Genomic DNA, 19,577 nt, shown 5'->3' on the forward strand with positions numbered 1-19,577 from the left:
GTGAACACCCACCGACCCCACGACCGGCCCGAACACGGGAGGAGGCACCGATGAAGCCGCACGCGCGGAGGCTCGACGGGTTCCGGCAGTCGACCATCAGGGCCATGACCGAGCGGTGCGTCGCCGTCGGCGGCATCAACCTCGGCCAGGGCCTGTCCCGCACGCCGCCCCCGGACGACCTGCTCGACCACGCGACCGCACACTTCGCGTCCGCCGACCACTCCTACAGCCCCGCCCACGGAGACGCCGTCCTCCGGCAGGCCGTCGCGCGGAAGCTGGCGGAGTACAACGGAGTCCACGTCGACCCGGAGCACGGGGTGGTGGCCACCATCGGCGCCACCGGCGCGTACAACGCGGCGGTACTGGCCCACCTCGACCCGGGAGACGGCCTGCTCCTGCCCGAACCCTTCTACGGCTACCACCGCACCGTGGCGGAGATCCACGGGGTCGTTCCCCAGCCGGTCAGGACGGACGCCCCCGGGTTCCGGATCGACAGGGCGGCCCTGGAGGCGGCCACGACGGACCGCACCAGGGCGATCGTGCTGTGCACACCCGGCAATCCGTCGGGCCACCGGATGCCACCGGACGAGATCGAGGAGGTGGCGCGCTTCGCAGCGGACCGGGACCTGCTGGTGATCACCGACGAGATCTACGAGCACCTCTACTACGGGGACGAACCGCACCGCTCGCCGGCGTCGTTCGACCTGCTGCGCGACCGCACGATCACGGTCTCCGGTCTTTCCAAGACCTACAGCATCCCCGGATGGCGGCTCGGCTACGCCGCCGGACCCCCGGAGCTGATCGCGCCGTTGCGCATCGCCGCCGACGCGCTCTCGGTGTGCGCGCCCACCCCGCTGCAGCAGATCGCGGCACGGGCGTTCACCCTGCCGGACTCCTTCTACGCGCGGACGCGCCAGGACTACCGCCGCAAGCGCGACCGGATCGCCGCGGCGTTCCGCGACGCGGGCCTCGCGACCAACGACCCGGAAGGCGCCTACTACCTCCTGGTGGACGGGACTCCGCTGGGCGGCGACAGCGGCGAGGTCGCGGAGACGATCCTGAGTGCCGCCGGCATCGCCACCATCCCGGCCGACGCGTTCCATCTCGGGCCGGCCCCTTATCCCTACGTCCGCGCGTGCTTCGCCCTGACCGACGCCGACATCCTCCGCGTGGAGGAGCACCTCTCCGAGGTGAAGTGGCCCTGACCGCCGCGGTCATGCCGGCCGGCCGCGGTGAGGCACCGGCGCCCGCCTGCCTCGCCGGCGGCCGGCCGACAGCCGCGAGCAGCACTGCCCAACCGGCCCGCCCGCGGCCGGGATTGGCGTACCTCTCCGCCCGCAGTTCCGCGGACCCCGGCGTCCGGGCGGTACGCGACCGCTCTCCGGCGACCCCCTCCCCGTGGGCGGCCTGCCTCCACGCCGGCCCATGGCGTGCGCCCGTCGCGCCACGGCATCCGGCTCAGCCCGCGACACCCTGCTCGTGCCGGGAAGTCCCCGTTCCCGGCCTCTGGAACGAGCTTCAGCGGCGTGAGCCGTAGCCCCAGTGGTGGTCCGGGTAGTCGCCGCACGGGTACTGCATCAGCGGGGCCTGCGGGGCGTTGCTGCCGTGGGAGACGGCGAGGCACTGGCGGCTGTTGCCGTTGACGAAGCGGATGCCGTGCGGCCACTTCTCGATCTTCCAGGCCTGCCCGGGGTTGTTCCGGCACGCCGACTGGACGACCTGGGCGGTGGCCTCGGTGCTGGAGTCCTGGACGGAGAGACAGAGGGCGCTGTTGTAGCTGACGATCCGGTAGTAGGTGTCGCCGTCGGCGTCCGTGTAGGCCTGCTGGGTCTGCCAGAAGTGGTCGGGGAAGTCCCCGCAGGGATACTGCTGGACCTGCGCGCCCTCCTCCCGGCTCCCGCCGGGCGTGGCGATGCACTGCAGGCTGTTGTTGTTCCTGATCGCCACCGATCCCGTCGGCGGGACGAGCGGGGTGCCGCCGAGGCGCCCCGGTGCCGGGAACGCGGACGCGGCGGCGGACGCGGCGGCGGTGGGCACCGGGGGCGGCGCGGGTCGGTCGCCCCCGGTCGAGGCCGGAGGGCCGGTGGCTTCCGGCAGCGCACGGGGCGGCTCGCCGGGAAGCGTCGGACCGGGCTGTGCCACTGCGCTCCGAACCCCCGCCGCCGGAGCCGGCCCGCCGTCCGGTGGGGGTGCGGTCGACGCCGTGGCCGGACCGTCGCCGGGGGGCCGCGCCGACGGGCTGCCCGCCGGTGGCGCGGACGGTTCGGCGCTCGTGCCGGGCGTCGGCGCGGCGTCGGAACCGACCGCCAGGGGGAGCGCGCCGGAGGAGGCGGGTACGGGGCTCAGCTGTACGCCCACCAGCACGCCCGCCAGCACCAGGGCCCCGGCCAGGACCGCCGCCGCGCCGAAGGCCGCGCCCGTCCTGACGGCCCGACGCCCTGGTGCCCTGGCGGGCTCGGTGGGGTAGAGCGGGTCGACGGGCGGCGGGTCGTCGAACGCCGGGCCCGGCGGGAAGAGGCCGGTCGGGCGATTGTCCGTGACCGGGACCAGCTCACCGCGGACAACCGCGGGGCCGGTCGTGGCCGGGGCCATCCGGGCCACCTCCAGGTACCGGCCGGCCAGGGCCGTGCGTACCGCGAGGAGGTCCGTGTGCAGGCGCCGGAGCACGGGCAGGTGCGCCGGCACCCCGTCGGCCACCGCGGGCTCCGTACCCGGCTGTCGGCCACCGTCGGCCCCGGCCGGCGACTGCTCCTGGTCGACCAGGAGCCCCATGGCGCGTTGCTCCTGCTCCGCGGTCCGCCGAGCGTCGTACGCGCTCTCCCGGATGCGGCGCACCTCGTCCAGGCAGCGCGTCGCCTCCAGCAACCGGGCCCGCCGCTGCCCCGCATCGCCCCCGCCGGGCGGCAGCGGCGCGAGGGGGGCCGGCCCGTCCGCTCCGGCGGAGCCCAGTTCACCCCGTAGCTCGGCCACGATGGCGATCAGCACGCGGATCAGTTCCTCCGCCTCCGCCACGCCGGCCTCGGCCTGCCGTTGCGCCTGCCTGGCCAGATCCAGTGCCTGCCGCGCGTCCGACCGCCCTGCCGCGGGCGACGGGAGCCCCCTGGCCGCCAGGCCGGCCCGTTCGTGCAGCTGACCGGCCCGGGCCAGGAGCACCGCCTGGGCCCGGGGGTCCGTCATGCGGTCGTGGATCAGCTGCCGGAGCAGGTGCCACGGGATGTCCTTCTCCGCGGAGCGGTACTCGCTCCAGCTGGTCCTGCCGGCCGGGTACCGGCGCGCGAGTTCGCGGACGGTGAGCCCGGAGGTCACCTCCCGCACCAGCCCGGCCAGGTCGTTCGCCTGCTCGGTCTCGCCCTTGAACCGCCCCTGTGGGCGTCCGGCGCTCCCCATTCCCTGCCCCCTGCCGTGTCCGTGGTCAATCCGGGTTGTCCGCTGTTCACCTGGGCCGCGGCCGAGTCTTGTAGATGGACAATCAAATACGCCCGCACTGTGGGAACTCCACCGGGTCTTCGGACAACTTGTCGCAGCCTGCCTGCGACGGGACACGCAGGCCGGGACCTCCGGTGCCGGAGCCGGGGCTGCGCCGTCCCGCGGCGGCGGTCACCCGACGGCCCCGGACCTTGGCAACCACCGCCCTCGAAGGAGTTCTCGATGATCAGGAAGCACCTCGCGACGGTCCTCGCGGCCACCGTCCTCGCCGGAGGTTTCGTCGGCCTCTCCGCCGGCGCGGCCCACGCCTCCCCCCGGGTCAACAAGTGCGGGAGTGCGTACGACTTCAAGCAGAGCTGGGACATCACCGACAACTCCAGCGCGGCTCCGGTGGTCGGCTTCATCGACATCTACTACAACAGCGGGAACGGGTACAACTGTGCGATCGCCCGCGGGCGCGACGCGGCCGTCACCGGCCAGCACGAGATCTACGTCGCGATACGGCGCTCCGGAACGGACGGCTGGATCGACGACGGCGCCGGCAGCAACTACACCCAGTACGCGGGCCCGGTCTACGTGTACGCCAAGGGGTCCTGCATCGACTTCGTCGGTGGGCTGAAGTACAACGAGTTCACCGGGCAAGGGGCCTCCGGCTACAGCTCGAAGCACTGCGGCTGAACCATCGCCGGGCGGCAGGGTCCGTTCGACGGGCCGGCCGCCGCCCCCTGACGGGGCGCCGGGGAGTCGGTACCACGGACCCCGAGCGCCGCGACCGGGCGGCCGACCGACGACAACGGGGGCGGTCGGCCGCCCGACGTACCACCCGGCGGCGACGCGATCCAGCAACGCGCCACCCGCCGCCGGCAGTTCCGTGCGGATCGCGGCAGCGGTCCGCGAACCCCGGCACTCGAAGGAGTTCTCGATGATCAGGAAGCGTCTCGCGACGGTCCTCGCGGCCACCGTCCTCGCCGGAGGCTTCGTCGGCCTCTCCGCCGGCGTGGCCCACGCCTCCGCCCGGGTCAACAAGTGCGGGAGCGCGTACGACTTCAAGCGGAGCTGGGACATCAACGACATCCACAACGTGGCCGCGGTGGTCGGCTTCATCGACATCTACTACAACAGCGGGAACGGGTACAACTGCGCGATCGCCCGCGGGAACGACGCGGTCGTCAGCGGCCAGCACGAGATCTTCGTCGAGATACGGCGCTCCCGCGACAGCACCTGGATCAAGGACGGTGTCGGCAGCAACTACACCCAGTACGCGGGCCCGGTCTACGCGTACGCCAAGGGGGCCTGCATCGACTTCATCGGGGGGCTGAAGTACAACGAGTTCTCCGGCACCGGTGACACCGGCTACAGCTTCGAGCACTGCGGCTGAGCCGTGGCCGGGCGGCAAGGCCCGCTGGAGCCGGTCCGGCCCGCCCGAGGCCCGCGCGCGTGGGGTGGGGTTATCCCCACCCCGCGCACGCCGGTCGCCACCATGGTTCGTGCCCACCCGCCGTTCCTAGCCTGGACCCCGTCGCTGACGGACACGATCCACGAGGGATGGCAGCACCATGGCAGCCCGCCACCACCGCCCGGAGTACGAACCGCCCGAGCCTCACGCCCCCGCCCGCCCCGCGATCGGACCGCGTGCGGTGCGGCGCGGTCACGGGCGCGGCGTCGGGACGGTGCACGCGGTGCGCGGGGTCGACCTCGCGCCGGGCCGCGGTAGCTCCACCGCCCCATCGGGGGCGGCGGCATGAGCAACGGACTCGCGCGCGCCTCCGTGCGCTTCCGGCCGCCTTCCTTCGCGGGGACCTTCGTCGCCCTGCTGTTCGGCGCGGCGGTCATCATGGGCTGCGGCACCCTGTTGCAGACCGGCGTCACCGCGAGCGTGCCCCCGGTGCGCTACGCGCAGGCGCCGGTCGTCGTCGCGGCCGGTCCGGACATCGGGATCGTCCGCAAGGTCAACAAGAAGGAGAAGGCCGTCGATCGGCCGGTGCCCGACCGGCCCCGGGTGGATGCGGCCCTGGCCCAGCGCATCGCCGCCCTGCCCGGTGTCGCGGCGGCCCGTCCCGACACCGCCTTCCCGATCCAGCCGGGTCCGGCCACACCCGGCCTGACCGGGCGCGGGTACGCGGCGCTCGGCATCGCCGGCGGCGCGGACACCCTGGTCGAGGGCCGCGCCCCCGGCCCGGACGAGGTGGTCCTGGACGCCGCCACCGCACGGGACGCCCGGCTGGCATCCGGCGCGAGCCTCACCCTGGTCGCACCCGGCGGCAGCGGCACCTACCGGATCTCCGGCCTGGCCGCGCCGCAGAACGCCGGCCCGACGGCCTGGTTCGCCGACGCGGTGGCCGGGCAGCTCTCCGGTCACCCCGGCCAGGCGGACGCCATCGCCGTCCAGCCGAGCGAGGGCGTCGGCGCCAAGGACCTCGCCCGCCGGCTCCGCGAGGCCCTGCGCGACACCGCCGGCCGGCAGGCCTCCGGGGCGTCGCCCACCGGGATCAGGGTGGTCACCGGCGAGGACCGCGGCTCCGTCGAGCAGCCTGGGCTCGGGCAGAGCCGGACGCTGCTGATCGCGATCGGCGGATCCTTCGGCGGCACCGCCACCATGACGGCCGTCTTCGTGGTGGTGTCCACCGTCGCCCTGGCCGTCGGTCAGCGGGCCCGCGAGTTCGCCCTGCTGCGCGCCGTCGGCGCGACCCCCCGTCAGATCCGCCGCACGGTCGCCACCGAGGCGATGCTGGTGGCTCCCCTCGCCGGCCTGCTCGGCCTCGTCCCGGGCGTGGCGCTGGCCCGCTGGTGGTTCGACGGACTGGTCTCCCGCGGCGCCGTCCCCGAGGGCGTCGAACTGGACGTCGGAGCGGTCCCCGCGCTCGTCGCCGTCGCCACCTGCTCGCTGGCCGCGCTGGCCGCCGGCTACCTCGCCGCGCACCGTCCCTCCCGCCTGCGCCCCGGCCAGGCACTCGGAGAGGCCTCGGTGCCGGCCGGACGGGCGGGCGTGGTGCGGGCCCTCCTCGGCCTGGCGGCCGTCGTGGGCGGCGTCGTGCTGGCCGCCGTCGCCGCCGGCCTGAGCGGTGAGAACGCCGCCAACACCGCGCTCGGCGTGGTCATGTGCTTCCTGGTGGCCACCGCCCTGCTCGGCCCCTGGGTGGCCCGGGTCGCCGCCGGGGTGCTCGGCCTGCCGCTGCGGGCGGGCGCGGGCGGCACCGCCGGATCGCTGGCCGCCGACAACGCCCGGGCCGACGCCCGCCGGCTGACCTCCGCGATCACACCCATCGTGATGGTCAGTGCCTTCTGCGGCACCATGCTGTTCATCCAGAGCAGCGTCGGGCACGCCACCGGCGAACAGCTGCGTGCCGGGGTCGTCGCCGACCACGTGCTCGGCTCCACCGGTCGCGGCCTGCCCGCCGCCACCGCCGAACGGGCCGCCGAAGTGCCCGGCGTCGAAGCCGCCGTGGGCGTGCTGCGCACCGGAGCCGTCTACCGCTCCGACGGGAAGCTCCGCTCCGCCAACGCCCTCGGCGTGTCCGGCGATCCGACGAGGCTGCCCCGGGTCCTCGACCTGGGCGTGCGCAGCGGCTCGCTCGCCGACCTCGCCCGGGGCACGGACACCGTCGCCCTCGACGCGGCCCTCGCCGACAGGCTCGGCCACAGCGTCGGCGACCGCGCCTCCTTCTGGCTCGGCGACGGCACCCAGACACAGCTGACGGTCGTCGCCACCTACGAACGCGGCCTCGGCTTCGGGCAGTTGATCCTGCCCCGGGCCGCCGTCGCCGCACACGCCGCCGTCGCCTACGACAGCCAGGTGCTCGTCGCGGACGCACCCGGAGCCGACCGCGCGGACGTCGCCGCCCGGCTGGCGAAGCTCCCCGCCGAGGCCTCCACCACCGGGGCTGCCACGGTCGTCGGGCTCACGGTGGCCGACCGCGCCGGGTACGTCGCGCAGACCGACCGCAGGCGCGAGGCCGGCGACTGGGCGAACTCCGTGATGGCGGCCGTCCTCGGCGGCTTCGCCGCGATCACCGCCGCCAACACCCTGGTGATGACCGTCCTGGACCGCGGCCGCGAGGTGGCCCTGCTCCGCCTCACCGGCGCCACCCGCCGCCAGATACGCGGCATGATGCGCTGGGAGGCCCTGCTGGTGGCCGCGACCGGGCTGCTGCTCGGCGGCCTCATCGCCTGGATCACCCTGGTCCCGATCGCCCGGGGCCTCGCCGACGCCCCGCCGTACGTCCCGCCCGGCACCGCCCTGCCGCTGGCCGCCGCGGCCGTGGCCCTCTGCCTCGCCGCGACGGCCCTGCCGACCCGCGCCCTGCTGCGCTCCCGCCCGCTCGCGGCGAGCGGCCGGCGGTAGGCGGACAGGGCCAGGGGAACTGTCGGACCGGAGGCGGGACGCCCGGCCGTCTGCCGCCGGACGGGTGAACCCTGCGCGGGCCGGTTGGCGCCCCGGCTGCCGCTTCGCCACCATGACGTCCGCGAACCACCGTTCCCGTCCGTCCGACGCCGACGGCGGGCGGTGACCCGCCCGAGAGCCGCCGGTGCCTGCCCGCTGGCCGCACCGCAGCCATCCGACGATCCCAGGGGGAACCCGTTGCCCCAGACCGAGAACCTCACAACCACTGTCCCCGGAGCACGGCTGGTCCCGATGCACCGCATGGAGCTGCCGCCCGTGGGGCCGCCGCGCCGTGAGCAGCTGCCGAACGGCACTCCGATCTGGCTGGTCACGCGCTACGACGACGTCCGCCGGGCCCTCGTGGACGCCCGGTTCAAGCGGTCGCTGCTGTTCGCCCCGGACGCGCCGCCGCTGAGTGACACGCCCAATCTGGGCAGCGACCGGGACTCGATGTTCCACAAGGACGGGATCGAGCACCACCGGATGCGCCGCGTCTTCCAACGGGCGTTCACCCCCGGCGCGATCGAGCGGTCGCGTCCGTGGGTGACCTCCGTGGTCGACCGGCTGCTGGACGACCTCGTGCGGCTCGGCGCCCCGGCCGATCTGGTCACCGGGTACACCAGGCCGCTGCCGAGCGAGGTGATCGCCAGGATGATGGACCTCCCCGGCGAGGACCTCGGACGCGTCCGGGACTGGACCGAACTCGCCTTCGCCACCGCCGACCGCGACCCCGCCGAAGTCGTCCGCGCGATGCGAGAGTTCACCGCGTACGTGGCCGGGCTGCTCGCCGACCGCCGACGCGCACCCGGCGACGACCTGGTCAGCGCCATCGTCCGGGCCGCGGACCGCGAGGGTGAGGTGTCCGAGCGCCAACTGGTCAACCTCGTGTGCGGGTTGATGGTGGCCGGACACGAGACCAGCATGACCACGCTGGCCAACGCGGTGCTCTACCTGCTCGCCGAACGCCCCGACGCCTGGAGCCGCATCGGCTCGGACGAGGCGGCGGCCGCCCTGGCGGCGGAGCGGCTGCTGCACACCATCCCCCTGGGGGCCAACAGGGAACGCCCCGGAAGCCTCCTTCGTACCGCCGAGGAGGTCGAGCTGGGCGGCGTGACCATCGGCGCCGGCGACATCGTCGCGGCCGACCGCACCACCGCCAGCCGGGACCCGGGCGTTTTCCCACCCGATTCCCTCAGCCGGCTGTTCGACCCGCTGGAAGCCGGCACCCTGGCCTTCGGCGCCGGTCCCCATTTCTGCCCCGGCGCGTGGCTGGCCCGCCTTCAGATGCGGATCGCCCTCCACCGTCTCGCCGCCCGCCTGCCCGGCCTGCGCCTCACCCTGCCGACCACCGGGATCGAATGGCGGCTCGGCACCTCCACCCGCAGCCCCCTGCACCTGCCCGCCACCTGGTGACGAGCCGGACGGCACCGATGCTCCGGGACAGCCGTCCTCGTGAACGCCGGTGTCCCGGAGGCCAGGCGGTCGCCGTCGACGGAGACGGCGACGACCGGTCCACACAGCTCTTGACGATCACGCGGTGGCCGCACCCGCTTCCGGTGAGGGCGACGCAGGAGCGCAGAGTCACACGGAGTGCTGACGGAGGTACTGCTCGATCACGTCGGCGCCGCGTGTGACTCCACCGCTTCGCAGGATGGCTTGGCGCATTCCCGCAAGGCTGACGCGTACTGCCGGGTCTGAGGCGACCCTGTCGATCGCCGCCCGCAGTGCCTCGGCGCTCACCATGTCGGCGTCCAGGCGTTCGCCGAGCCCGAGTTCCCCCAGGCGCCCGGCGTTGGCAGCCTGCTCGGGTGTCCGCGGGACGGCGACGAGGCCGACCTCGTAATGCAGCGCCTCCATAACGGAGTTCATTCCGGCGTGCGATACGAAGGCGGTGGCATGGCGGAGTACCGCCAGTTGCGGGAACCGCGACCGGACGTCCACCCGGCTCGGGATGGCGCCGAGTACGGCGGCATCCGTATCGCCCACGGTCATCGCCAGCTGCCAGGGCCCGTCGGCGATGGCGTCGATGCAGGCGCGGTAGAACTCCGGGTGACCGTTGAAGACGGTGCCCAGTGAGACATACAGCAGTGGCGCGTCGGGGTCGGGCGGCGACCAGTGCTCGGTCTGCTCGCGACTGCCCATCGAGGGGCCGACGAAGTGAAAACGTTCGTCGAAGCTGTCAGCGGCCGGCTGGAACTCTCGCGGGACGAACACGAGGTTGAGCCCGTCCGCCATCGTCATGGTGTCGGCGACACCGAGCGGGACGCCGTACTCGGTGGAGAAGGCCTCACAGTCAGCGGCGAGCAAGGCCATCGCCGGATCGCCGGTGTCGAGCCCTGCGGTCAACTGCCGGTCCAGTGAGTACGCCTCGTTCGAGGCGAGGTGAGGGAAGCACTGCACGGCGGGGATCCCCAGCCTCTTGGCGATGGTCCGGGCAGGCCAGTTCGTCGTGTCGTAACAGATTGCGTCCACCGGCTCCGAGGCGCAGTACTTCTGCAACACCGGGTAGGTCGCGCGCATTGCCGCGAAGTAGTGGCGTAACCAGCCGGCCACGGCCTCTGGGCCGATCTTCGATGGTGGTGTGAACGGCTCCAGCGGCGGCAGTTCCAACCAGCGTGCGCCGGCACTGGTGACCGCGGCGGCGTGGCCTGCTCCGGTGGCGTAGTCCACCTGGTGCCCGCGCCGTACGAGTTCCTCGACCAACGGCACCATTGGATTGATGTGTCCATGTCCGGCTAGAGTCATGAAGAGTAACTTCTTCAGCACGGGGACACCCTGGCAGCACCAGCGCCGCAACGCCATCGAGATTCGCGACTCGCCGCAGCCACCGGCGGCGATGATGCCCGGGCCGCCGTCGAGCCCCGCAGTTCGACGCCCTCGCCATCGGCGACCCCTGGTACACCGTTGGATCGGTCATCCGCGCTCTTTTCGTACGACTTTTCGGAGTGGACGGTCAATTGTGAGAGCGGCGTATTCATCTTTCCTGCGCGGATCCATTTCAGGAATCCGGTCGATAGCACATCACGGCGGCTGGATGTCAATTCGTCGGCGGCTTCGTCACGCTTACGGATTACCACGAGACATCTGGCCCCGATGTTTCATGGAACGATGCGACGGTACTGAAAAATGACGGACCGGCAGGGGAAGGAAAAGAACCATGGGAGCCTCTCGCGGCGGACCGATCGAATCCGGGCGGAGCACCCTGCTGTGACCGTCACCGTGGAGCAGACGCTGCACCACCAGACCGGCGCCGGCCTGCCCGTGCCGTTCGCCGTCGCCGGGACGGGGGTGTACCTTCCGCCGACCGTCGTGACCAACGAGCAGCTCACCCGCACCCTGGACACCAGTGACGAGTGGATCACCAGCCGCACCGGTATCCGTGAGCGCCGGCGGCTGGCCCCGGACCTGGCGACCTCCGACATGTGCGTCGCCGCGGCCCACCCGGCCCTGGAGGCCGCCGGGGTCGGGCCTGCCCAGCTGGACGCGGTCATCGTCGCCTCCTACACCGGGGACCAGCCGCTCCTGTCGACCGCGTTGATCGTCAAGGACGCCCTTGGCGCCCACCGCGCCCTGTCCCTGGACGTCACCCAGGCGGCCTGTGCCTCCGGCGTCCAGGCCGTGCTGATCGCCGCCCACCTCCTGCAGAACCCCTCCATCAGCACCGTCCTGCTGCTCGCGGCCGACTGCGCCTCCAGGGTCACCGATCCGACCGACCGCACCGCCGGGGTGTTCTTCGGAGACGCCGCGGCGGCCGTGGTGCTCACCCGCACCGACGAGGCCGGAGCGGGCCTGCTCTCCTACGACCTGGGCTCCCAGCTCTCCTACGGCGTCCAGATCCCCGCCGGGGGCTCCCGGCTGCCCACCACCGCGGCCACCGTCGCCGCCGGGGAGCACTACCTGCGGATGGACGGCCGTGCCGTCTGGAACACCGCCACCACCCGCCTGCCCGAGAGCATCGCGAGCGCCGCGCACCGGGCCGGGGTGCCGGTCGACCGGATCCGGCACTTCTTCCTGCACCAGGCCAACCTGAACATCCTCACCGAGACCATGACCGCCCTGGGCGTTCCCCGCGAGCGCGTCCCCGTCACGGTCGAGCGGCTGGGCAACACCGGGTCGGCCGGGCTGTTCACCGCGCTCCACGCCACGATGGCCGGAGGCGCCCTGCTCCCGGGGGACACCTATGTGCTGTCGGGGATCGGTGCGGGATTCCAGTGGGGAACCCTCTGCCTCCGGCACGCCTGACAAGCTGACCCGGGGTCAACCGAGTTCGTTCCTGTGGACGACGCCGTCCTTGACGATCAGTCGCAGGTTCCGTTCGGGGTCGGCGAGCACGGACAGGTCGGTGGTCGGGTCGCCGTCGACGACCAGGAGGTCGGCCCAGGCGCCCGGCGCGATGACGCCGAGCGGTGCGGCACGGTAGGGGTCCCGGCGGCCGGACAGGCGGAACAGCTCGGCGTTGCCGGAGGTGGCCGTCCGCAGGGCCTCGACCGGGCCGAGGTGGCCGCCGAGCCGGACGAGCATCTCGTTCTGCCGGTGGGCCTTCCCGGGGTCGAAGACCAGGTCGGTGCCGAAGGCCAGCCGCACGCCGTGCCGCACCGCCCAGCCGATGGTGCGGGCGACGCCTTCGCAGACCTCGCGGTTCTTGCGGGCGCTGTCCGGGGAGGCGTAGTGGTGGTCGTCGACCTCGAACGGCTGGGTGCTCAGCCAGACGCCCTGCTCCGCGAGGTGGCGGACGGTGTCCTCGTCGAGGAGGTGCCCGTGCTCGACGCAGCGCACCCCGGCTCGTACCGCGCGGCGGACGCCTTCGGAGGTGTAGACGTGCACGGTCACGTAGGTGCCCCAGTCGGAGGCCGCGGCGACGGCGGCCTCCAGTTCGGCCGGGGTGAACTGCAGGACGTCCAGCGGGTCGAACTCGGAGCTGACGCCGCCGCCGGCCATCAGCTTGATCTGGGTGGCGCCCTTCCTGAGCTGTTCGCGCACCGCGGCGAGCACCCGTTCCGGCCCGTCGGCCACCCGGGTGAACCCGAGCTGCTCGCTCCGGGCCGGCGGCCCGCCCAGGGCGGTCGGGGCGTCGTGGACCGTCCCGAAGTCCCCGTGGCCGGAGGTCTGGGAGACGGCCGCCTGGCTCGGGTAGATCCGCGGGCCGGGAAACAGCCCGCGGTCCAGCACCCGCCGCAGCGGCTCGGTGTCGCCGGCCATGTCCCGCACCGTGGTGAAGCCGCGCATCAGCATGGAGCGGGCCGCGGCCAGGGCCTGGTAGTAGACGGTGCCGGTCGGGGCGAGCTGGAGCTCCGCCATGGTGCCGCCGGCCGCGAACAGGTGGACGTGGGCGTCGGTGAGCCCGGGGATGAGGGTGCGGCCTCCGCCGTCGAGCACCGTCGCGCCACCCGGGGGACCGGACGGGAAGGGACGGTCCAGCACCACCTCCGCGATCCTGTCCCGCTCCACCCGGACGTACCCCGGCGCCGCCTCCGCTCCCGTCCCGTCGAAGACGCGCACGTTCGTCACCAGCAGCCCGGCACCCGCTCCGTCGACACCCATGCCGCCATCTTCGACCGGTCACGGAGCCGGGACCAGAGGGCCGGACGGATCGGGTCGGTCCGGCGGTGCCCGGCCGGCAGCCGACCGGCCCGGCCCCGGGTGCGCCCGGGTACCCGGAAATGCCGGACTGTGGGGGAGTCGATCAGGGTGAGGGCACGAGCGGGCGGGAAAGAGAAGGCCAGGGGGCAGTTGTCGGACGCGCTGCTGTCGCGGAGGGCCGATGCGACGGGACGGACGAATGGCGAACTCCCTGCTCGCAGTGGTGAGCCGGGACTGGATCGGGGCGCCGGTCGCGCTGGCGGTGGCGGCAGCGGGCGGTGGCCTCCTCGCGGTGGGGGCGGCCTGGTCGGTGGCGCTCGCTGGCCTGGCGCTGGCCGCCGGGGTGCTGCTGGCGGCCGGGGCCGTTCGGCACCTGGTGCTGGTGGCCCGGGAGGCGCGGGCGCATCCGCCGCCGGGGCGGTTGGTGGACGTGGGCGGTCACCGGATGCACGTCCTCGCCGAGGGCCGGGCCGGGGCGGGGCCGACGGTGGTCTGGATGCCCGGCGGGCACGCCCCCGGCGAGGACCTCCGGGAACTGCACACGATGCTGTCGGCCCAGGCCCGGTCGGTGCTGGTCGACCGCCCGGGGACGGGCTGGAGCGACGTCGGGCCGTTCCCCCGGACGACGGCGGCCGAGGCGGCGGAGCTGCCGGCGGCGCTGGAGGCGGCGGGGGAGCGGGCACCCTTCGTGTTCGTCGGCCACTCCTTCGGCGGGCTGCTGGTCGCGAACGTGGCCAGGCGCCGGCCGGACCTGGTGGCGGGGCTCGTCCTGCTGGACCCGACCCCCCTGGAGGTCATCGCCTTCGCGCCGCCCAACGGGCAGCTCGCGGCGCTGCGCCGGGGCGTCCTGCTGATGGCGGTGCGGCAGCTGTTCGGCGCGCACCGGGGCTCCGGCGGCCGGACCGGGCCGGGCTGCGCCGCCGCGTCGATCTTCGCCGAGCTGTCGCCGTCCGGGCTGGCACAGGTGGGCTGGGAGACCGTGGTGTACGACGGGGACCTCGGGGACCTGCCGCTGGTGCTGGTGGTACCGCGGGACCTGATCGGCGGCGAGGCGGTGCTGGCCGGTGCCCGGGACGCGGTCGAGGCCGAGCGGATCAGCCGCTTCTACCTCCGCAGCAGGGTCCGCTACCTGGCGGCGTCGACGGCGTCGAGGCTGGTGTACACACCGGCGGGGACGGGCCACGACTTCCCGCACGAGGCGCCCGAGTTCGTGGTCGGCGTGGTCGGGGACCTGGTGCGCGAGCTGCCCCCGATCAGCCCATGACCGTCCGCGCGGAGTCCGTCCGGACCGGGCGCCGGCGGGAGAAGGCGCCCAGGTCGACCACGGTGCCGGTGTGGTCGCAGCGGAAGTGCACCGGGGCGCCGTCGTGGTCGTGCCCGGCCTCGACCCGGTCGATCAGGGTGGCGAGGTAGCGGCCCACCAGCGGGGCGTTCTTGAACTGGTTGCCGCTGGTGCCCATCGCGACGTAGTAGCCGTCGAGGGCGGTGCGGTCGTAGATCGGGGTCCAGTCGTCGGCGACGTCGTACACGCCCGCCGCGCCGAGGGGCCGGTTGGGGACCCGGAGCGCGGGGAACCGGCGTGCCGCCCGGGTCACCTGGGTGCGGAAGCGCCGGGCGGTGGGGCGGGGATCGGCCTCGTCCGGGTCGTCGATCCACTCGTGCGGGTCGCAGTCCGGCTCGGTCCCGCCGACCAGGAGCTGCCCGCCGGGGGCCGTGCGGACGTAGGTGCCGACGTCGAGGTCGGCGACCAGGGGGAAGGGGTCGGCGGTCCGGACGTCCGGTGCGGGGACCTGGTGGACCTCCTCGCGCAGCGGACGCACACCGATCGTGAAGTCGGCGCCGACGCCCGCCAGCCGGTTGAGGCCGCCCGACCACGGGCCGGCGGCGTTGACCACGACGGGTGCGGCGATCCGGGAGCCGTCGGCCAGGCGGACGCCCGTGACCCGGTCCGCGTGCCGGTCGACGGCCACCACGGTGTGGTGGAGGAGGAGTTGGGCGCCCAGCCCGATCGCGGCGTCGGCGAGGTTCAGGGCGGCGAGCCGGGGGTCGTCGACGTACCCGGCGTCCGGGGTGAACAGGGCGCCGAGTTCGCCGGACGGGTCGGCGAAGAAGGCGTCGTCGTCCACCGGCTTCGGCGGCCAGTACCGTCCGGGGTCGATCCCGGGAAGGCGCTTGCGCAGCGTCGGGGCGTCCCACCGCTCGTACGGGACGCCGGCGCGCTCGAACAGGGCGGCGGTCTCGGAGGGTTCGACCTCGGGGGAGTCGAGCAGCACGGCGCCGGTGCGGTGGAAGGCGGCGAGCGGGCGGGGGCCGGTGAGCCGCAGGTGGTCGGGCCAGGATGTCCAGAGGTGCTGCGCCTCCCAGGCGGTGGCGACGCTCGCGAAGGTGGAGTAGTTGAAGCGGATGATCGCGCTGGAGGCGCTGGTGGACCCGTGGCCGACGGCGCCCGCCTTGTCCACGACGACCACCTGCCGCCCGGCGCGCGCGAGTTCGAGGGCGACGGCGGCGCCGATCACCCCGGCTCCGACGACCACGGCGTCCGGTCGAACGTCGGTCATGGCGGCCCCTCCCCGGGCGGCGGCGTGCGCAGGCTCGGCACGGCGGCGAGTAGCGTCCGAGTGTACGGGTGCCGCGGGGCGCGCAGGAGGGTTCCGGTGGGGGCGGTTTCCACGATCCGGCCGTGCCGCATGACCGCCACCGCGTCGGAGACGTGGCAGACCGCCGGCAGGTTGTGGCCGATGAACAGCATGGACAGGCCGAGCCGCCGCTGGAGTTCCCGGATCGTGTTGAGCACGGAGGCCTGCACCGAGACGTCGAGCGACGAGGTGATCTCGTCGGCGATCAGCAGGCCGGGTTCGACGGCCAGGGCGCGGGCGATGGCGACCCGTTGGCGTTGCCCGCCGGAGAGCCGGCGCGGCAGCCGGTCGGCGAGCCGCGGGTCCAGGCCGACGAGGCCGAGCAGTTCGGTGACGCGTTCGGCGCGTGCGGGCCGGTCGAGCCGGCGGAAGACGGTGGCCGCTTCGACGAGCGTCTGGCGGACCGTCATCCGCGGGTCGAGCGCGGTGTCCGGGTCCTGGAGGACGACCTGGACCAGGCGGCCGAGCCGGCGGCGGTCGCGGACGGTGCGGGTGCGGGCCTCCCGGCCGTCGAGCAGGACCCGGCCGGCGTGCACGGGGGTGAGGCCGACGATCGCGCGGGCCAGGCTCGACTTGCCGGAGCCGGACTCGCCCACGAGCCCGAGCGTCGTACCGGACGGGACCTCCAGCGAGACGCCGTCCACGGCGGTGACCGGGCCGCGCGGGCCGGGGTGGCGGACGGTGAGGCCGGTCACCTGGAGTTCGGTCATGAAGCGGTCACCGTCTCCGGGTCCGCCGCCACCGGTACCGGGGACCAGCACGCGACCAGGTGGCCGGCGTCGAGGTCCTCCAGCGGCGGGGCCTGCTCGGCGCAGTGGTCCCGGCGGCGCGGGCAGCGGGGCTCGAACGCGCACCCCGGGGCGGGCAGCAGCGGGTCGGGCGGTGCGCCGTCGACGGTCCGCAGCGGCCGGTCGCGGTCGGCGGTGAGCTCCGGGACCGAGGCGACCAGGGCCCGGGTGTAGGGGTGCCGGGCGCCGTCGGCGAGGCGGTCGGCGGGCAGGGCCTCGACGATGGTGCCCGCGTACATCACCAGGACGCGTTCGCAGAACTCCCCGACGAGCGCGACGTCGTGGCTGATGAACAGGATCGCGGCGCCGGTGTCCCGCCGGATCTCGGACAGCAGCCCGGTGATCTGCCGCTGCACGGTGACGTCGAGCGCGGTGGTCGGCTCGTCGGCGATGATCAGGCCCGGACGCACCATCAGCCCGGAGGCGATCATCACGCGCTGGCGCTGGCCGCCGGAGAGCTGGTGGGGGCGGGAGCGCAGCAGCGCCGGGGGGAGGGCGACCCGGCGCAGCGCGTCGGCGGCCTCCGCGGCGGCCCGGGCACGGCTCGCGCCCCGGTGGGCCCGGACGGTCTCGGTGAGCTGGGTGGCGATCCGCAGGGACGGGTTGAGCGCCGAGGCCGGGTTCTGGAAGATCACCGCCAGGCCCGTCGCGAGGTGCCGGTCCCGTTCCTTCGGGGGCAGGGCGGCGAGGTCGGCCCCGAGCAGCCGCAGGGTGCGCCGGGGCGCCCGGGCGCCGTACGGCAGCAGGTCGGCGACGGCGAGCGCGGTGAGCGACTTGCCCGACCCCGACTCGCCGACGAGCCCGACGGTCTCGCCCGGCCGCAGGGCGAGGCTGACGCCGCGCACCGGCCGGATCACGCCGTCAGGGGTGGGGAGTTCGACGTGGAGGTCCTCGACCTGGAGCACCAGGCCGTCCTCGGCGGGGCCGCTCGCGGCGGGCGTCGGTACGGGTGTGCGCGGCGCCGGGCCGCGCCGGGCGACGCTCCCGGCCAGGACCTCGCCGAGCAGTTGGAAGGTCAGGGCCGCGTAGAGGATGGCCAGACCGGGTGCGAGGGCGGGCAGCGGCTCGGCGTAGACGCGGTCGAGCCCCTGGTTGAGCAGCTGCCCCCAGTCGTAGCCGGGCGGTTGGACGCCCAGGCCGAGGAAGCTCAGCCCGGAGAGGGCGACCAGGGAGGTCCCCGCCGCCGTGGTGGTGGCCAGGAGCAGCGGCTCGGCGATGTTGGGCAGGACGTGCCGCCACAGCAGCCGCAGGCGGCGCAGGCCGAGGACCCGGGCCGCGGCCAGGTGGTCGGTGCCCGCCACCCCGGCGGCGAGGGTCTGGGCGAGCCGGGCGAAGCCGGGGACGCCCGCGGCCGCGAGGGCCAGCATCGCCCCGGCGGCGCCCGCGCCGAACACGACCGCGAGGAACATCGCGACCAGGAGCGCCGGGAAGGCGAGCAGGAGGTTGACCAGTCCGGCGGTCAGCCGGCGGGCGCGCCGGCCGAGCACGGCGGTGGCGGCCCCGAGCAGGACCCCCGCGCTCGCGCCGAGCAGGACGGCCGCCAGCGCGAGCAGCAGGGAGGGCCGGGTGGCCGCCAGGACCCGGGCGAGCAGGTCCCGGCCGAGGTTGTCGGTGCCGAACGGGTGCCCCGCGGACGGCCCCTGGAGCACCGCCGAGGGGTCCGGGCGGTCGGCCGCCGCGCCCCAGACCAGCGGTCCGACCAGCGCGAGCAGGACGAGCGAGGCCAGCATGACGGCGGTGACCCAGGCCATGGGCGAGCGCCGGAGGCCGGACGGAAGGCTCATGGTCACATCTCCCTGATCGCCGAGCGGGGGTCGAGCACGGCGAGCAGCACGTCGACCAGGAGACCGGCGAGCAGCACGGTGGTGCCCAGCACCAGCACCATCGCCTGGACCACCGGGTAGTCCTGGGCGACCACGGACTGCGCCAGGGCGGAGCCGATGCCGGGCCAGGCGAAGACCTTCTCGACCAGCACGGTGCCGGCGATCAGGCCGGGCAGCAGGCTCCCGGCGACGGTGAGCGCGGCGGTGGCCGTGTTCGGTGCCGCGTGCCGCAGGTAGTACCGCGCGGGGGACAGCCGTTTGCTCCGGGCGGTGCGCAGGTAGTCCTCGTCCAGCACCTTCAGCGCCTCCACCCGGACGATGCGCAGCAGGACGGCGGTGGGCGCGAGGGAGAGGGCGAGGACGGGCAGGACGAAGGACTCGACGCCCGCCGCGCCGGCCACCGGGAGGAGTTGGAGGCCGACGGCCAGCAGCGCGGTGAGTCCGGCGGCCAGGACGAAGTCCGGGACCCCGGTCAGGCCGGCGGTGACGGCGGTGAACGCCAGCTCGGTGCGCGGGCGGCGGCCGTCGCGGGTGCGGACGGCGGCCAGCAGGCCGCCGGGCAGGGCGACGGCGAGGGTGGCCAGGAAGGCCAGCCCGGCGATCTCCAGGGTGGCCGGCAGCCGGGTGCGGACCAGCTCCGCGACCGGTGTCCCGGTGGTCAGCGAGGTGCCGAGGTCGCCGTGCAGGAGGCCGCCGAGGTAGTGCCGGTACTGGGACAGGAACGGCGCGTCGAGCCCGAGGCTGTGTCTGCGGGCGGCGACCAGGGCGGGGGCGGCGTCGACGCCGAGCGCGGCGCGGACCGGGTCGCCGGGGACGAGGCGGATCATCGCGAACGAGGCGGTGAGGACGACCGCGAGGGAGAGGAGCAGCCGGACGGTGCGGCGGCCGAGGAACACGGTCCAGGGGTGCCGCAGCAGGCGGGGTACGGACATGGTGGCCCCGG

Annotated in this window: 14 protein-coding genes; 7 read left to right on the plus strand and 7 right to left on the minus strand. The window is 74.5% G+C overall.

Translation table 11 applies throughout. The annotated features are described in order from the left end of the window. Positions 1-50 precede the first annotated feature (50 nt). Entirely contained in the window at positions 51-1,205 is a 1,155-nt protein-coding gene (locus ACWDD9_RS35000; protein WP_380741068.1) for a pyridoxal phosphate-dependent aminotransferase, read from the plus strand. 313 nt (positions 1,206-1,518) lie between these two features. On the opposite strand, the gene ACWDD9_RS35005 is transcribed toward ACWDD9_RS35000, so the two are convergent. Next, positions 1,519-3,387: an RICIN domain-containing protein gene (locus ACWDD9_RS35005; protein ID WP_449813869.1), complete on the minus strand. Its 1,869-nt coding sequence runs from the start codon at positions 3,385-3,387 to the stop codon at positions 1,519-1,521. 261 nt (positions 3,388-3,648) lie between these two features. Between ACWDD9_RS35005 and ACWDD9_RS35010 the strand changes: the two genes are divergently transcribed. From ACWDD9_RS35010 to ACWDD9_RS35025, 4 genes are all read left to right on the plus strand, one after another. Next, complete coding sequence (locus ACWDD9_RS35010) at positions 3,649-4,104, plus strand: hypothetical protein (RefSeq protein ID WP_449813870.1); 456 nt, start codon at positions 3,649-3,651, stop codon at positions 4,102-4,104. Between the two features lie 244 nt (positions 4,105-4,348). Beyond that, complete coding sequence (locus ACWDD9_RS35015) at positions 4,349-4,804, plus strand: hypothetical protein (RefSeq protein ID WP_449813871.1); 456 nt, start codon at positions 4,349-4,351, stop codon at positions 4,802-4,804. 363 nt (positions 4,805-5,167) lie between these two features. Next, complete coding sequence (locus ACWDD9_RS35020) at positions 5,168-7,768, plus strand: ABC transporter permease (protein ID WP_449813872.1); 2,601 nt, start codon at positions 5,168-5,170, stop codon at positions 7,766-7,768. Between the two features lie 300 nt (positions 7,769-8,068). Continuing rightward, positions 8,069-9,220, plus strand: coding sequence for a cytochrome P450 (locus ACWDD9_RS35025; protein ID WP_449813873.1), 1,152 nt, complete (start codon positions 8,069-8,071; stop codon positions 9,218-9,220). Positions 9,221-9,388: 168 nt separating this feature from the next. Here ACWDD9_RS35025 and ACWDD9_RS35030 read toward each other — a convergent pair whose 3' ends face one another. Beyond that, positions 9,389-10,573 carry a macrolide family glycosyltransferase gene (locus ACWDD9_RS35030; protein WP_449813874.1) on the minus strand — a complete coding sequence of 395 codons (1,185 nt, stop codon included), beginning with the start codon at positions 10,571-10,573 and terminating at the stop codon, positions 9,389-9,391. Positions 10,574-11,014: 441 nt separating this feature from the next. On the opposite strand from ACWDD9_RS35030, the gene ACWDD9_RS35035 reads away from it, so the two are divergent. Beyond that, a complete protein-coding gene (locus ACWDD9_RS35035) occupies positions 11,015-12,049 on the plus strand; it encodes a 3-oxoacyl-ACP synthase III family protein (RefSeq protein WP_449813875.1) in 1,035 nt (344 codons plus the stop codon). 15 nt (positions 12,050-12,064) lie between these two features. On the opposite strand, the gene ACWDD9_RS35040 is transcribed toward ACWDD9_RS35035, so the two are convergent. After that, entirely contained in the window at positions 12,065-13,348 is a 1,284-nt protein-coding gene (locus tag ACWDD9_RS35040) for an amidohydrolase family protein (protein ID WP_449813876.1), read from the minus strand. Between the two features lie 238 nt (positions 13,349-13,586). Between ACWDD9_RS35040 and ACWDD9_RS35045 the strand changes: the two genes are divergently transcribed. Then, positions 13,587-14,651 carry an alpha/beta fold hydrolase gene (locus ACWDD9_RS35045; RefSeq protein ID WP_449813877.1) on the plus strand — a complete coding sequence of 355 codons (1,065 nt, stop codon included), beginning with the start codon at positions 13,587-13,589 and terminating at the stop codon, positions 14,649-14,651. Here the strand turns inward: ACWDD9_RS35045 and ACWDD9_RS35050 are convergent. From ACWDD9_RS35050 to ACWDD9_RS35065, 4 genes are read right to left on the minus strand one after another with little or no spacing between them, the layout of a single operon-like run. Beyond that, positions 14,641-15,945 (minus strand): NAD(P)/FAD-dependent oxidoreductase, encoded by a 1,305-nt coding sequence (locus tag ACWDD9_RS35050; protein WP_449813878.1) that lies wholly within the window; start codon positions 15,943-15,945, stop codon positions 14,641-14,643. The two genes, ACWDD9_RS35045 and ACWDD9_RS35050, sit on opposite strands and share 11 nt — an antisense overlap. Next, positions 15,942-16,733: an ABC transporter ATP-binding protein gene (locus tag ACWDD9_RS35055; protein WP_416875590.1), complete on the minus strand. Its 792-nt coding sequence runs from the start codon at positions 16,731-16,733 to the stop codon at positions 15,942-15,944. Before ACWDD9_RS35055 ends, ACWDD9_RS35050 begins: the two co-directional genes overlap by 4 nt. Further along, positions 16,730-18,595: a dipeptide/oligopeptide/nickel ABC transporter permease/ATP-binding protein gene (locus ACWDD9_RS35060; protein ID WP_449813879.1), complete on the minus strand. Its 1,866-nt coding sequence runs from the start codon at positions 18,593-18,595 to the stop codon at positions 16,730-16,732. Before ACWDD9_RS35060 ends, ACWDD9_RS35055 begins: the two co-directional genes overlap by 4 nt. Before the next feature lie 2 nt (positions 18,596-18,597). Then, positions 18,598-19,566 (minus strand): ABC transporter permease, encoded by a 969-nt coding sequence (locus ACWDD9_RS35065; protein ID WP_380740195.1) that lies wholly within the window; start codon positions 19,564-19,566, stop codon positions 18,598-18,600. Positions 19,567-19,577 lie beyond the last annotated feature (11 nt).

The organism is Kitasatospora sp. NPDC001119, assembly GCF_053598475.1.